Annotated in this window: 15 protein-coding genes; 3 read left to right on the top strand and 12 right to left on the bottom strand. The window is 32.0% G+C overall.

Annotated elements, in window-relative coordinates; all coding sequences use genetic code 11:
- Positions 1-140: 140 nt before the first annotated feature.
- The 8 genes from CLAU_RS01155 to CLAU_RS01190 form a co-directional block, all read right to left on the bottom strand.
- Complete coding sequence (locus CLAU_RS01155) at positions 141-1,553, bottom strand: FAD-binding oxidoreductase (RefSeq protein ID WP_013238807.1); 1,413 nt, start codon at positions 1,551-1,553, stop codon at positions 141-143.
- A 27-nt stretch (positions 1,554-1,580) separates the two neighbouring features.
- Positions 1,581-2,789, bottom strand: a complete 1,209-nt coding sequence (locus CLAU_RS01160; RefSeq protein ID WP_013238808.1) for an electron transfer flavoprotein subunit alpha/FixB family protein — start codon at positions 2,787-2,789, stop codon at positions 1,581-1,583.
- A 200-nt stretch (positions 2,790-2,989) separates the two neighbouring features.
- Entirely contained in the window at positions 2,990-3,778 is a 789-nt protein-coding gene (locus CLAU_RS01165) for an electron transfer flavoprotein subunit beta/FixA family protein (RefSeq protein WP_013238809.1), read from the bottom strand.
- Positions 3,779-3,815: 37 nt separating this feature from the next.
- Entirely contained in the window at positions 3,816-5,090 is a 1,275-nt protein-coding gene (gene larA, locus CLAU_RS01170; protein ID WP_013238810.1) for a nickel-dependent lactate racemase, read from the bottom strand.
- 29 nt (positions 5,091-5,119) lie between these two features.
- Positions 5,120-6,646, bottom strand: coding sequence for an L-lactate permease (locus CLAU_RS01175; RefSeq protein WP_013238811.1), 1,527 nt, complete (start codon positions 6,644-6,646; stop codon positions 5,120-5,122).
- Between the two features lie 295 nt (positions 6,647-6,941).
- Entirely contained in the window at positions 6,942-7,640 is a 699-nt protein-coding gene (locus CLAU_RS01180) for a FadR/GntR family transcriptional regulator (RefSeq protein WP_023161730.1), read from the bottom strand.
- Between the two features lie 47 nt (positions 7,641-7,687).
- On the bottom strand, positions 7,688-8,317 hold the full coding sequence (locus CLAU_RS01185) for a ribonuclease H-like domain-containing protein (RefSeq protein ID WP_029702392.1): 630 nt from the start codon (positions 8,315-8,317) through the stop codon (positions 7,688-7,690).
- Positions 8,318-8,390: 73 nt separating this feature from the next.
- Positions 8,391-9,116 (bottom strand): HAD-IB family hydrolase, encoded by a 726-nt coding sequence (locus CLAU_RS01190; RefSeq protein ID WP_013238814.1) that lies wholly within the window; start codon positions 9,114-9,116, stop codon positions 8,391-8,393.
- 186 nt (positions 9,117-9,302) lie between these two features.
- On the opposite strand from CLAU_RS01190, the gene CLAU_RS01195 reads away from it, so the two are divergent.
- Genes CLAU_RS01195 through CLAU_RS19835 form a run of 3 tightly spaced genes read left to right on the top strand, consistent with a single transcriptional unit; the run spans position 9,303 to position 11,510 of the window.
- Complete coding sequence (locus CLAU_RS01195) at positions 9,303-9,530, top strand: FeoA family protein (RefSeq protein WP_013238815.1); 228 nt, start codon at positions 9,303-9,305, stop codon at positions 9,528-9,530.
- Between the two features lie 37 nt (positions 9,531-9,567).
- Positions 9,568-11,334: a ferrous iron transport protein B gene (feoB, locus tag CLAU_RS01200; protein ID WP_023161731.1), complete on the top strand. Its 1,767-nt coding sequence runs from the start codon at positions 9,568-9,570 to the stop codon at positions 11,332-11,334.
- A 14-nt stretch (positions 11,335-11,348) separates the two neighbouring features.
- Positions 11,349-11,510 (top strand): FeoB-associated Cys-rich membrane protein, encoded by a 162-nt coding sequence (locus tag CLAU_RS19835; protein ID WP_013238817.1) that lies wholly within the window; start codon positions 11,349-11,351, stop codon positions 11,508-11,510.
- 8 nt (positions 11,511-11,518) lie between these two features.
- On the opposite strand, the gene CLAU_RS01205 is transcribed toward CLAU_RS19835, so the two are convergent.
- The 4 genes from CLAU_RS01205 to galE form a co-directional block, all read right to left on the bottom strand.
- Positions 11,519-11,896, bottom strand: a complete 378-nt coding sequence (locus CLAU_RS01205; RefSeq protein WP_013238818.1) for a CBS domain-containing protein — start codon at positions 11,894-11,896, stop codon at positions 11,519-11,521.
- Positions 11,897-11,983: 87 nt separating this feature from the next.
- On the bottom strand, positions 11,984-12,781 hold the full coding sequence (locus CLAU_RS01210) for a ribonuclease H-like domain-containing protein (protein ID WP_013238819.1): 798 nt from the start codon (positions 12,779-12,781) through the stop codon (positions 11,984-11,986).
- A gap of 71 nt (positions 12,782-12,852) precedes the next feature.
- Positions 12,853-14,547 carry an arginine--tRNA ligase gene (argS, locus tag CLAU_RS01215; RefSeq protein ID WP_013238820.1) on the bottom strand — a complete coding sequence of 565 codons (1,695 nt, stop codon included), beginning with the start codon at positions 14,545-14,547 and terminating at the stop codon, positions 12,853-12,855.
- Between the two features lie 65 nt (positions 14,548-14,612).
- A complete protein-coding gene (gene galE / locus CLAU_RS01220) occupies positions 14,613-15,599 on the bottom strand; it encodes a UDP-glucose 4-epimerase GalE (RefSeq protein WP_013238821.1) in 987 nt (328 codons plus the stop codon).
- Positions 15,600-15,794 lie beyond the last annotated feature (195 nt).

The raw sequence follows: 15,794 nt of genomic DNA on the forward strand, positions 1-15,794 counted from the left end.
TGCAATTTAAACTTATACAAAAATATACTGCCAAAATTGAAAACACATTTAAAAAACTTTTTCATAAGTTTTAACGGTGTTAAAATTGGCAGCATATATCCCACTGCATATGTCAAATTCTCTTTAGAGATTCCCTCTAACTATTCACATACTTTATCTGGATTTAGTATATTTTTAGGATCAAATGCAAGTTTTATATTTCTCATAAGTTCAATATAATCTTCTCCATATTGTCTTTTTATATATTTCTTTTTAGCATATCCTATTCCATGTTCTCCTGAAACTGCACCTTCCAGTTCTTCAGATTTTTTGTACAGACAATCAAATACACCGCTTAATCTTTTATGCCACTCACCCTCTGATAAGTCATCTTTTAAAATATAAACGTGTAAATTCCCATCACCTGCGTGTCCAAAACTTCTTATTCTAATATTAAATTTGTCTTGAACGTCATTTGTGTACTTAACAAATTCCGCTACTCTATTTCTAGGTACTACAACGTCACATTCATCCATCTCCGTAGTAGTCGCCTTAACAGCTTCAAGGAAAGCACCTCTTGCAGACCAAACGGATTCCTTTCTTTCATCAGTATCTGTAATATATACGTCCAGCGCACCTTCTTTTAAGCATATATCTGCTACCTTTTCATAATCTCCTTCTATTTGCTCTTTGCTATTTCCATCAAATGTAAGGAGTAAATAGGCATCCGAAGAGTTATCCGGGAATTTCTTGCCTAAAAATTCTTCTGCTGCAAGTATTACTTCTCTTTGCATAAATTCTATAGCAGTAGGTACAGCTTTTGACTTTATTATTTTAGGTACCGTGCTTATAGCCCTATTTAAGTCAGGGAATGGTATAAGAAGGCTTATTGATTTTTTAGGAAGTGGCACTAGTTTTAGTATTATCTTTGTAATTATTCCAAGAGTACCTTCTGAACCGCATATCAAATCCTTTATGCTATAACCGGAGCTATTTTTTACAATTTTCCCACCAAACTCTAATATTTTACCATTAGGAAGAACTACTTCAAGTCCTCTTACATAATCCCTTGTAACTCCATACTTAACAGCTCTCATTCCTCCTGCATTAGTACTTACATTTCCACCGATTGTTGCAGATTTTTCACCAGGATCTGGTGGGTAAAATAAATCATGGCTTTCTACAAATTTGCCTATATCCATTAGAAGTACTCCAGGTTCTAGTGTCAATGTAAGATTATCTTCATCCAATTCAAGTATATTGTTCATCTTTGTTAAATTTATCATTATTCCACCTTCTATTGGAACAGATGAACCAACAAGACCGGTGCCTGACCCTCTTGCCACTACTGGAATGTTGTTTTTATATGCATAGGCCATTATCTTTGATACTTCTTGTGCATTCAGTACTTCTACCATTGCATCAGGATATTTACTTACACCTCCTAACTCATCATGGCTGTAATCTGCGTTTATGTCTTCCCCCACAAAAACTCTATCTTTTCCAAGTAAATCTATTAAAAAATCTATATCAGTATTGTCCAATTTTTTATACTTTTCAATACACTTTTCCATATCATTTCCTCCAAACTAAAATATGCCTTAGATTGCTTTGCACAAATTTTTACCAGACTTTATATTTTCTATAAGTTTAGGTACAATTTCATATATGTCTCCTACAATACCTATGTTTGCTACATTAAATATAGGAGCTTTCGGATCTTTGTTTATTGCAACAATTAGATCTGAATTGTTCATTCCTGCTACAAACTGTATAGCACCAGATATACCACAAGTTATTATAAGTTTTGGTTTAACTGTTCTTCCACTAAGACCAATCTGTCTCTTTGCATCTAACCATCCTGATTCTATAAGAGGTCTTGTGCAAGCAACTTGTCCTCCAACTAAATTAGCAAGTTCTTTTATAAGTTCCATATCCTTCTCGGATTTAATTCCTCTTCCTGCCGCAACTATTACATCAGCTTCAGATATTTCCTCTTCAATTTTCTTCTTGATTATTTTTAATACTTCTATATCTGATTTAAGTTTATTTTTATCCATAGATTGTACAGTTATTTTACCCGATATTTTTTCTGACCTATCAGGTGCATTCATAACCTTGTATCTAACAGTGGCAAGTTGTGGTCTGTTATTTGGGTTCAATATTTGAGCCATTATATTTCCTCCAAATGCAGGTCTTATTTGAACCAGATCTGTATTTTCCTTCATGTCAAGTACAGTACAGTCAGCTGTAAGTCCAGTTCTAAATCTAGCTGCTATTCTAGGTGCCAGTGACCTTCCAACTGTAGTTGCACCAACTAAAAATGTCGAAGGTTTTACTTTGTTTATAAAATCTTCAAGAGCTGCAGTATAAGGCTCTATTCTAAAATCTTTAAGCTCATTATAATCATATACAAATACTTCATCTACACCATAATGCAGCAATTCTTCTGCTTTGTCTTTTATATTGCATCCAACAAAAACTGCATAAACAGGATGTTTTATTTTAGCTGCAAGCTCCCTTGATTTTCCAATAAGTTCATAGGTTACAGGGTGTATATTTCCTTCTACATGATCTACATATACAGCTATTCCCTTCCACAAACTTTTATCTATTTGCTTAATTTCATCTTCTATAAATTCAACTACCCCACAAGGTCCTTTTTTCACACACATCTTGCACATTTTACAAGCAGCACTTATTTCCAATTTTCCATCCTTATTTTCCATTGCTCCAAATGGACATATTCCAATCAATTCTTCTATAATTGAAGGAGTAAGCTTATTTTCATTTATTATTAATTTACCCATATCAATTCCTCCTTGAAACTTTAATCTATCAATGAATCTTACTTAGTGGAAAAAGCAGATATCCCAAATCTTTGATTTGGTGATAGTCGCTTTCTCTTTAGAGTTTTGTTTCTCCCACTAAGTTTAGCTGAATTATCTAGGGGCGTAGATACTGTTAGCTCCCTCTTTGATAAAAGTGGGAGTGTTACAGTAGGTAGCCATCAGATAAATTTAAGTTCTTTAAGCTTTTTTGAAAGTCTATCTGCAAGTTCAATTCCATTTCCCTTCCACATTTCTTTATCATTATTCACTTCTGGTGGGAATATTCTTTCTACCTGGGTTGCAGATCCATTTAATCCATATTTATTTTCATCCTTATCTTCAAAATCCTTGTACCCAAATACTTTTACTTCTCTATCTTTGGTTTCAAGTTTCTTTTTATAAGATGGAAGTCTAGGCTGAAATATATCTTTTTCCACTGTTAAAAGACAAGGATATTTTATTTCAGCTACTTCAACTGTATTTGGCATATCCATTTTCACTACCATGGACTTTTCTTCAACCTTTTCTATACTAAGTGCATTAGCTATATGTGGTATTTGCAAGTATTCAGCCATTTCAGGTCCAACTTGTGCAGTATCTCCATCTGTAGTCTGCTTTCCACATAATATTAAATCTATATGTCCCATTTTTTTTATTCCCTGAGCAATAGTATAAGAAGTTGCAAGTACATCAGCTCCTGCAAATTTTCTGTCTGAAAGCAGCACACCTTCATCTGCACCCATCATATAAGCTTCTTTTATAACGTCAGCAGCCTGGGGAGGTCCCATACTTATAACTTTTACTGTTCCTCCTTTTTCTTCTTTGATCCTAAGTGCAGTTTCAAGTGCATACAGATCATAAGGATTCATTTTGGAATCTATACCTTCTCTTTTTAAAACACCAGTTACAGGATCAACTTCAACTTTAGAAGTTCCTGGTACCTGTTTTATACATACTAATATATCCATTTAAGTTACCTCCAAAATTTTTATATGAATTTATAAATTAACTTACAATAACTGAAACTCCATCAGGAATAACTGCTACCTTAGCATCTTTTCCCATAATGTCATATGCCCTAGTTAAAGCTTCAGAAATAGTTAAAGCGTGCTGCATATGAATATTTTTTATAATTTCAGGATCACACATATCTGTGACCATTATTACAGTATGTGTACTTAGTATTCTTGCAAGTATTTGAGATTCCCATTGGTCTGGTACTGTTTCTCCTCTAGGCACTTTAGAAACTTTCTCTAAAAACTCCTTTGGAGAATTTACATTTGCCAAATTATTATAGAATCCTTCACCGCCATGACCATCATCACATGCAGCTACCATTATTATTACACCGCCTTCTTTGCAAGTAGCTTCAGCTGCAGTCATGCCTTTAACTGACTGATATATATTTTGATCCAGTGGATATCCTCCATTTGTCGAAATGGCAATATCAGCTTGGACTTTGTCAACTTTAGATAAGTCCATCACAAATTTACATCCCTCTTCATGGGCAATCCTGCTGTCTCCTGCAAAAGCATTTATTATTTTCTTATCTTCATCTATAACTACATTTACTATAAATGCAAGCTTCGCTTTTTTTGCAGCATATAACATGTCCCTGTGTATAGGATTATTGTTAAGCTTACCTGTCCTTGCATAAGGGCTTGCTATGAATTCAGAACAATGGTTTGCCATTATGGTCTTTGCAGAAGCTATCCCAGGCAAAATGCTCTTTCTTCCTCCTGAAAATCCTGCAAAAAAGTGAGATTCTATAAAACCTTCTGCTATTAAAAGTTCAGTTTCAGCAGCAATTTTGTTTATTATGAGATCTCCACCAGAAGGAAGTGTTCCAATTTTAACAAGGCTCTCTTCGTCTCTAGAATCATGTATTATTATATTTTCATTTTCAACTATATCTTTCCCAAATTTATCTATAAGTTCTTCTTTAGTAGTAGCCCTGTGAAATCCTGTTGCTATTAAAATTTTTATATCAATATCTGGATTTACCCTTCTTATTCTTTTTAAAAGTATTGGTGTTATTATTTTACTTGGTACAGGTCTTGTATGGTCGCTGGTTATTATAACCATATCTTTTTTACCCTTTACTAAATCCTCCAATTTAGGTGAAGCAATGGGATTATCAAATGCCCTTTCAACTATTTCAGCTTCCCCAAATTGAGGTTTGTAATCTTCTGCCCTTGACCTTAAAACTCCAACTAAATTTTTATCATCAATTTGAATTTCAATTGTCTTTTTACTATAAGGTAAACATACTTTAGACATAATCAAATTCTCCTTTCGTAAGTATTCATTTAATTAAATCCAAATATAGGTCCTGCAAAGTAAGCAATAATTCCTAAAACAATTACATAAACTATGCAAAACTTTAACGTTGAATTTAGTATCTTTCCTTCTTGCCCTACAAGTCCAGTAGCCGCTGTTGCAACTGCTATACTTTGAGGTGAAATCATCTTTCCTGCTGTTGCTCCTCCAGTATTAGCCGCTGCAAGCCAGTACGGATTTAATCCAAGCGATTTAGCAACTTCAACCTGAAGTCCTCCAAAGAGTACATTAGCTGAAGTATCACTTCCAGTTACAAAAGTTCCAAGCGCACCAATTATAGGAGCAATAAGTGGATAAAATCTCCCAGTTGCAGCTACTAAAACAACCGATATAGACTTTATCATCCCGCTGTAGCCCATTATTTTTGCAAGAGCTACTATGGCAATTATAGTAATAGCTGACTTGTACATCTGTTTAAAGGTACTTCCCAGAACTCCAACTATTTCTGTAATCTTAGCACCCTGAATAAGTCCACCAATAAATGTGGCGATTATAATTAAAGTTCCTGGATTTGACAGCCAGTTAAATGTATAAGGTGCCCCTCCTTTTCCCGAATAAATAAGTACTGAAGTTTTTACGGAAGACAACGCCTTATTTATTGGTGGGAACAGTGCACTACTTAATATTACAAATAAAAATACCAGTATAAAAGGCATCCATGCAAGTATTCCTTCTTTTGTGGAAACCTTTTCTGCTTGCTTATCAGCAGTATCTTTATAAAATATTTTAGCTACGGCAATTGTAACTATCATACAGCAAACAGATCCAAGTATAGCTGGAAGCTCAGCTCCAAGATATTTTGCAGCGAGAAGCTGCGGAACTGCGAAAGAAATTCCTGATGCAAGGGAAATTCCCCAAAATCCCTTTATGGCTTTCACACTTTTTCCTGTAAGCATTACAAGCACAACTGGAACAATCACAATTAGAATTACAAGCTGCAGTCCTACTGCATAACTTAACTGAGTTACACTAATATTTGCAACTTTTGCAAGAGTTGTTACCGGAATTCCTATTGCGCCAAAAGCAGTAGGTGTTGTATTTGCAATAAGACATATAATAGCTGCAAACACAGGATCAAATCCAAGTCCAGCAAGTATACTTGCTGGTATAGCAACAGCAGTTCCAAATCCTGCTATGGCCTCCATAAATCCACCAAAAGCCCAAGCCAATATAAGAACTAATATTCTTTTATCTGTAGTAATACCTGTCATCATCTTTTTTATTACATCCATGCTTTTAGTGTAAACTGTAATATTATAGGTGAAAACAGCAGCTATAATGACAATCATAATAGGCCATATTGCAAGAGCTATACCTTCAAGTGCCGCTGTAATTGCATTAAAAATTGGCATTTTCCATACAATTATAGCTAAAATCATAGTAACAACTAATGTGAAAGGGCATGTCTTTTGTCCCGGTATTTTTAGAGCCCCAAGCGATACCATTAGCCAAACAATTGGTATGAGTGCAATAAGAAAAAGTAAATAATTGTTCATTTTAATCCCCCTTGAAAAAGCCTTATTGGTATTATGGTAATACCACTTTTGACATTATATTAGCATAATCATTTCAATTTTTCTACAATTGTTATATTGTTAACATTACTTATAATAAATTGAATTAATTAAATTATGTTGTAGTCGTAACGTTTTCATGAAAATTAGGGTACAGATAAAAATTTTTATCTGTACCCTAATTTTCATATTATAGTGTATTAGCCGTTAACTTATTAACGTTAATAAGTTAACTATTTTATTTAAGCAAAAGGCTTTTTTTACATTCATCAGATCACTACATATTATTTCTAATATACTTATCTGTAAAATCTAAATGTTTTTTCATTTCTTCTGAAGCCATTGCAGCATCATGATTTTTAATAGCTTCACATATTTTAATATGCTGTGCTGCAAGTACTGATAGATTTCCTTCATCTACCAATATCTTACTTCTAGCCTCTTTTAAAAAGGAATCCATTAAAAAAGACATTGAATTTAAAATATTTTTTATCAAAAAATTTTCAGTAACTTGGGCAATTTGATAGTGAAATTGTTTATCAAGTTCTACATTATCTTTCTCATCTTTAGAGGTCTTGAAAGCATTTGCTAATTTCTCCAGATTACTTAGCTGCTCGCCATTTATTTTTTCTGCAGCTATAGCTGCTGTCTTCACTTCTATAATCTTTCTAACTTCCATTATTTCTTCAGGTTTCCCACCTTGGAGCATAAATATTATGGACAATGGTTCAAACAAACTATCCTCAAAGCTTTGCTTTATAAAATTTCCTTCTCCCTGCCTGCTGTCTATGAGTCCTATAACTTGAAGTGCCCTTAAAGCCTCCCTTATAGAAGTCCTACTAACTTTAAAGTTATCAACTAACTCTCTTTCAGAAGGAAGTTTGTCTCCCCTTTTTAAAGTACCATCCATAATCATATTTTCAATTTGCACTATTACATGTTCATATACCTTTGTACTCTTTATAGGTGTAAACATCAAATGAGCCACCTCAATTCATTTTATCTTATATTTGCATAAGTCTTCTATATATTTTGAGCAGAGCCTACAAAAACATCATTCCACTTTGTATATATATCAAATAAGCTTACCACATCCTGCTCATTATACAATAATATTTTTTGTTTTTTCATTTCAGGCATTCTCTTTATATATTCATCATCTTTTGCTATTTTACTAAAAGTTTTAGCCAAATTTGAACCACTTATTACTTCGTTTTCCCTATTTATTCCAAATTCTTTTTCCAGTGCTTTTAGTCCTATGGATTTATGCATTTCTTTTTCATATTCTTTTTGCAAATCTATACTTATAAAATAATCTTTTATATTAAATTCTATACCATATTTCTCAAAAAGGTAGTTTATTACTGTAAAATCATTGTTGCCCGAAAAAGTCACTATATATTTTTTTCCCATTTCAATCATAGTTTCAAAGTAACTTCTTGCTAAATCAAGTATATCTCTTACATCTTTGCTGTTTTCTATCATATACTGAGTTACTTTTAGAATTTGATTTTTGTAATCATAAAAGCAGCATCCAAATACTCCTATACATATTGGTTTCTTATATATATAATGTTCTAAATCAAAAAATACAGAATCTTTAAAAACACAGTTATTGTTTTCTACTTTTAGTGAGCTTTCTGTCATAGGCATTTCAACACCAACATCATTAAGTCTTTCTATCACTTTATCACTCTTCTCCAATTCATTTTAAAACATAAACAATTTATATATCATTTATGCACTTTGTTTCTAGTTTGTATATCATATCTTTTCTTTCTACTATTACTTTTGCCTTTTCGCTTAAAACACTATTATCTTTTATTTTTTTCAAAAGTTCCCGGGTTGGATTTACACAGACAGGATTTCCAACCATATTGAGCATTGCAAAATCTCCTGAAGTATCCCCATATGCATAACTTTTTGCTAAATCTATACCATATTTTTCAACTAATAATTCTATGGCTTTTTTCTTGCTAGCACTATCCCACATAGGAACAACTTCTCCCGTATAAATATCCCTACTATCTATAATATACACAGCTCCTACATAATCGTCAAATCCATATCTAACAGCCATTTCCCTTACAAGCTCCACTGGACTTCCAGATACAGTTATAACCTTGTGTCCCTGCTCCTTATGCCATTTTATCATATCCCTAGTATAAGAATACACCCTATGGCCCTTTTGTGAGACTACATTTTTGGCTATAAATTCTATTTGAGATCTGTGAAGACCTTTTATAGCTTCAATATATATACCAGCAATCTTTAAAAGATAATTATCATAATTTCCCTCTCTTTTATCCCACTTTTCATATTCTGGTTTAACTTCCTTATACCATCTTTCTCCAGGTATTACTTCATATTTTACCAATTTTTTAAATACCTCTGTTATAAGACCCTCTCTATATAAAGTACCATCAATATCAAAAAAAGCTGCTATACTCATACTCCTTATTCTCCTTAACTATTATTTGAAAAAACATAAATATATCTTATTATTTTAACATACATACTTATAATATCAATATTCGAAAAAAAATAATCGGTTGACAGTATATTTCTAATATGATATTATAATATTAGAAATGATAATGATTTTCATTATATTTAACAAATTGGGAGGTGGCTTTATATGAGTATTTGCGATTTAAAATTAGGTGAAATTGGAATGATAAAAAGTATAAGTGGTAATGAAAAATTAGTTAAAAGACTTCTTGCTCTTGGATGCATAGAAGGGACTGAAGTATTATTAAAAAATTGTGCTCCTTTAGGGGATCCTATAGTTATAAACTTAAGGGGTTTCAATTTAGCTATACGTAAGAAAGATGCACAAAATATATCAGTAAATGTCCCTGCATAAAATTATTAATAATGAAGTTATAGACGGGAGGAGTATTATGATCGTAGCAGCTTTACTTGGCAACCCAAACGTAGGTAAAACTTCTTTATTTAATCATCTAACTGGTTCAAATCAATATGTTGGAAACTGGGCTGGAGTAACCGTTGAAAAAAAGGAAGGTTACGTAGATAATTTTATAAAAATTGTAGATTTGCCCGGAATATATGCCATGGATACATATTCTAATGAAGAAAAAGTATCCAAAGAATTTTTACTTACAGGAAATCCAAGCGTAATAATAAATATTGTAGATTCATCAAATCTAAATAGGAATCTATATCTTACAACTCAATTGAAACAATTTAATAAACCTATTATATTAGTTTTGAATATGATGGATGCAGCAGAATCTAAAGGATTAAAAATAGATTTTTCAGCACTTTCTAAAGAACTAGGAGTAACAGTGGTTCCAATTGTAGCAGCTAAAGGAAAAGGTATAGACAACCTTCTTGAAATTCTTAAAAGTGGTAACTTTTTAAAGGAAACAGATAATAGCAAATTTATCCTTGAAAATGAAAAAGCAGCCTATTCCTATATAAATAATATTTTAAACAAATGTGTTAAGGAAACAAAAAAAAATATTACTTCAACTACTGAAAAAATAGATAAGGTAGTTTTAAATAGATTTTTAGCTTATCCAATATTTTTAATATGCTTAATATTGATTTTCAAATTTACTTTTAGCTGGGTAGGTCAACCTACTGCAGATATTTTTGACAATTTTTTAGAAAGCTTCTTAAAACCGGATTTAAAGATGCTCTTAGCAGGAACAAGTAACTGGTTTAGTTCTCTTTTAGTAGATGGCATTCTATCTGGTGTAGGATCTGTAGTTGTATTTTTCCCCGTTATATTCTGTTTATTTTTAGGAGTATCTTTTCTAGAAGACAGTGGGTACATGGCAAGAGGGGCTTTTATAATGGACAAACTTATGAGAAAAATGGGATTATCTGGGAAAGCTTTTATACCACTTATAGTAGGTTTTGGTTGTTCCGTGCCTGCAATTATGACTTCTAGAACACTCGAAAGTGAAAAAGATAGAAAATTAACAGCATTACTTATACCTTTAATGTCATGTAACGCTAGGTTACCTATATATGCACTATTTGCATCAGCTTTTTTCACTAAAAATAAAACTACTGTAGTATTTTCTTTGTACATTCTTGGAATCTTTATAGCCTTTTTAATTGGCCTCATTTTTAAAAATACCTTATTTAAAAAAGACGAAGAACCTTTTATAATAGAACTTCCTGAATACAATATTCCTGAATTAAAAAGTTTGTTATTTCACACTTGGGAAAAAGCTAAGGGATTCTTAAAAAAAGCAGGTACCATAATATTTTCCATGTCGGTTTTAATCTGGTTTTTGTCTAACTTCAATTTATCTGGTATGGTATCCATGGATAAAAGTATTCTATCTTCTATCGGTAAATTAATAAGTCCTATATTTTCACCAATGGGATTTGGCACCTGGCAAAGTTCAGTATCACTTATCACAGGTATCACTGCAAAAGAAATTGTATTAAGTACTATGAGTATTGTATATGGTGGAAATTTAGTCACCTCTCTTCAAAGTCAATTTTCCCCTATTTCCGCTTATGCATTCTTAGTTTTTGTATTGCTATATACCCCTTGCATATCTGCAATAGCAACCATGAAAAAGGAATATGGAAGCAAAATCGCGGTATTTTCCGTAACATACCAACTTTTACTAGCATGGATATCTTCTTTTACTGTATTTAATATAGCTTCACTGATATTTAAGTAATGGAGGCGTTTTAATTGTTAGAAATTATAGTAACAACAATTATTGCAGTAACAGCTTTATATATACTTTATAAAAATATTAAAAATAAAGCCAAAGGTAAATGTGATTGTGGCTCATGTGCTGGTTCAAAATGTCCCTATCATACAAAAGGTTGTAATAATATAAAAAAGTTCTGATATAAATATCAGAACTTTTTTATAACATAATCCATTATATCTTCAATAGATATAATTCCCTTAACCGTATTTTCATCATCAATTACAGGAATAGATACTATGTTCTTTTCCCTCAGCCTTTTTGCAACAGCTAAAATATCTTCATCACTTTTAGCTGTAACTACATCCTTTGCCATAACCCAGTCAACAGGACATGTATCATAATGTCCTTCTTCCATTAAGAACCTATATATATCCGCTTTTACTATCATACCTGTTAGTTTACCGTTTTCATCAACTACGGGTGCTCCATTTATATTATGGTCATACATTACATCTAGAGCCTTATGGAGACTATCTTCTCTCTTCAATTTTACAATATCAGAATGCATTATCTCTCCTATCATACCATTATCCCTCCTTATTTTAATTATACAATTCTTTTTCGATATAAAGTACAAATACTTTAAAAATTTAATTTTATATTAAAAGTATTAGTAACTATTATTTATTATATTTACTAATTCATCACAATCACTTTCACCTTTTAGGAGATGGTCTATGACGTGAGAAGCAGCTCTTTTAGATACTTTTTCTAATTGAATATCTAGTCGTATATTATTCTTTTTCAAAAGTATTTTTAAATATTTTAACTGTTTCTCTGTAATACAATCTTCCCTTACAAGCAAATTATTATTTTTAATTTTGCAAGCAAATTCATGTATTTTGGGTAAATTTAAAACATCTTCATAATTATGCAGCATTATAGTTTTCTTTATATTTTCATTTTTACTTTCTAGAAATTCTTTATACAGATCTACACTAATTCCACCATCTATTTTATCTTTTCGATCTATTCCCAAGTGTTTTTCTACAGTCTTTAAGTTACATCTTTCCATTCCAAGTTGTTTATAGTAGGGTCTTATAAGCCTGTACAAATCTATGTGATGTCCAGGAGCTTCAAAACACATATTGCTTTGATGAGCCCTCTCCTTTATAAAAGGCTCATCAAATGCTATTCCATTATAGGAACACCAACTGCTATATTTTTTTACATCTAATCCAAAATTATATATAACTTCTCTTTCGTCTTCTAAAACATCCGAAAAATACTGTTTCATTTCAAAGTCATACCTGCTTAAGAATCTCCCAAAAGATATAAGTATTATGTTGTCATGTTCCCTGTCAAATCCTGTTGTTTCTATATCAAAATATGCCACATCATTCATATTACAACTTGAAAATGTATCTTCTGAAATATTTATACGCTGTTTATACTCTTTGATTTCCATAACCTAGTTACTAAGTAACTTCCCCATCTCCATTCTGCTGTAGAGTTGAATTCAAAATACAAATACTATTTTTACATCTTTTCTACTACATCTATTCCAAGTAAATTCAAGCCATTTTTTATTACCTGGCAGGAAGCCTTTACAAGCTGAATTCTAGCTGCCTTCACACCTTCATCTTCAGCATTTATAATGCTGTGTGCATTATAAAACTTATTAAAGGCTTTAGCTGCATCTATTACATATCTAGTTACTATAAATGGCTCCAACTTATTTATAGCACTTAATACTGCCTTATTAAAACCATGAAGTATTTTTATAAGTTCAAATTCCTCTTTACTACTTAATTTGCTGTAATCTACATTTTCACTTATACCAGCAGGAGCTTTCCTTAATATACTTTTTCCTCTAGCATAGCTATATTGTACATAAGGACCAGTTTCTCCTTCAAAGCTTAGCATTTCATTCCAGTCAAATACTATATCCCTTTCTCTGTTGTTTTTTAAATAAGTAAATATAACGGCACCTACACCTATCTTCTTTGCAACTTCTTCCTTATTTTCAAGTTCAGGATTTTTTTCATTTATTATTTCAAGAGTTCTCTCTATAGCTCTGTTCAACAAATCCTCTAAGAATATTACGTCTCCCTTTCTCGTAGAAAGTTTTTTATCTGCAAACCTTACAAGACCAAAACCTACATGTACACATGAATCAACCCAATCTTTTCCCATTAATTTGAGAGTTGCAAATATCTGTCTAAAGTAAAGTGATTGATCAAGTCCCACTACATATATGCATTTATCAAAATCATAGGTTTTCTTTCTATATATAGCTGCAGTCAAATCACGGGTTGCATATATAGTGGCTCCGTCCGATTTTTTTACAATGCAAGGAGGTAAATTATAATCATCAAGCATTACAACTTTTGCTCCATTGCTATCAACTAAAATACCTGTCTTGTCTATTTCATCTACTACAGCATCCATTTTATCTGAATAAAAACTTTCTCCTGCATAAGAATCAAATTCTACATTTAAAAGATCATATATCTTTTTAAATTCTCTAAGGCTTAAATCTTTAAATTTTTTCCAGAGAGCAACTTCTTCCTCGCATCCATCTTCTAATTTTTTAAAATACATTCTACCTTCTTCATCGAGTGAAGGATCTTTTTCAGCTTCTTCATGAAATTTAACATATATTCTTAAAAGCTCTTTTATTGGATCTTTATGTAGGGAATCTTCATCACACCATCTTTTATAAGCAGATATGAGCTTTCCAAATTGAGTGCCCCAATCCCCCAGATGATTTATTCTGGTGCAGTTATACCCTTGAGAACTTATTATTTTATACAATGCATTTCCAACAGATGTACTAAAAAGGTGTCCTACGTGAAATGGCTTTGCAATGTTAGGTGACGAAAACTCTACAACTACATTTTTTCCTTTACCTAGCTCAGACTTACCATAATTCTCTCCTTCTTTTAATACCTTCTCTAAGGTATCTTTTGTAAAAGCCGCTTTATCTACAAAAAAGTTTAAATAAGGTCCTAGATTTTCAATTTTTTCAAAATATTCTTTGTCTAATTTACTTTTCAATTCTTCTGCAATCATATTTGGAGCTTTTCTTAACGTCTTTGCCAATTGAAAACATGGAAAGGCATAATCCCCCATCTCAGGCTTTGGAGGTATCTCTATCAAACCTTTTATAAAATCCAATTCTAAATCTACATTTTCTTTAATTCTTTCTGCTATTATTTCTTTATAATCCATAACTTTATGTTAAATAAATTTATATTTATTTAACAATATTCAACTCCTCTCCTGTTTACATTCTATTATTTTTCATATCCAGTTGCATGATTTTTATGCCAATTCCAGGCCGTCCCAATAATGTTCTCCAGAGAATTATACTTTGGCTTCCATCCAAGTTCATCCTGGGCTTTTTTAGAAGAAGCCACAAGCACTGCTGGATCTCCTTGTCTCCTAGGTGCAATTTCAGCCTCTATTTTTTCTCCAGTTACCTTTCTTGAAACTTCAATTACTTCTTTTACAGAAAATCCTTTTCCATTACCTAAATTATAAATCTTACTTTCATTTTCTTTCATAATTTTATTTAGTGCTAAAAGATGAGCATTAGCTAAATCAGTTACATGAACGTAATCTCTAACACAGGTACCGTCTTCTGTATTGTAATCATCCCCAAATATGAATATTTTATCTCTCTTTTTTAAGGCTACTTGAAGTATTATTGGAATTAAATGAGTTTCAGGTCTGTGATCTTCTCCTATAGTCCCATTTACATGTGCTCCAGCTGCATTAAAATATCTTAGTGCAGCATACTTTATGCCATATGCCCTATCACTCCACTTCAAAATCTTCTCCACTGTAAGTTTCGATTCTCCATAGGGATTAGTAGGATATGTAACTGCATTTTCTAAAATTGGTATACTTTTTGGTTCCCCATAAGTAGCTGCAGTTGATGAAAATACAACATACTTTACATTATGCTTTCTCATTGCTTTAAGCAAATTTAAAGTTCCACCTACATTATTATCAAAGTATTTAAGAGGTTCATCTACACTTTCCCCTACAAGAGAATAAGCAGCAAAATCTATTACAGCTTCAATTTGATTTTCTTCAAATACTCTGTCAAGTATATTATCATCTCTTAAATCTCCCTCATATACCTTTCCACCTAAAATTGCAGATCTATGTCCTTTTTCAAAATTATCTAATACGATAACTTCTTTCTTATTTTCCAATAACTCTGCAATCATATGACTGCCTATGTATCCGGCCCCACCGCAAACTAAAATTGCCATTATAAAACCTCCAATATAAATTATACCTTTATCTGATGACTACCTACTGTAACACTCCCACTTCTATCAAAGTGGGAGCTAACAGTAGCTACGCCCCTAGATAATTCATCTAAACTTAGTGGGAGAAATAAACTCCCACTAAGTAAGATTCATTGATAGTTATTTAAATACTATATTTTATATTTTATATCTATT

The organism is Clostridium autoethanogenum DSM 10061 (genome assembly GCF_001484725.1).
GTDB classification, from domain to species: domain Bacteria; phylum Bacillota; class Clostridia; order Clostridiales; family Clostridiaceae; genus Clostridium_B; species Clostridium_B ljungdahlii.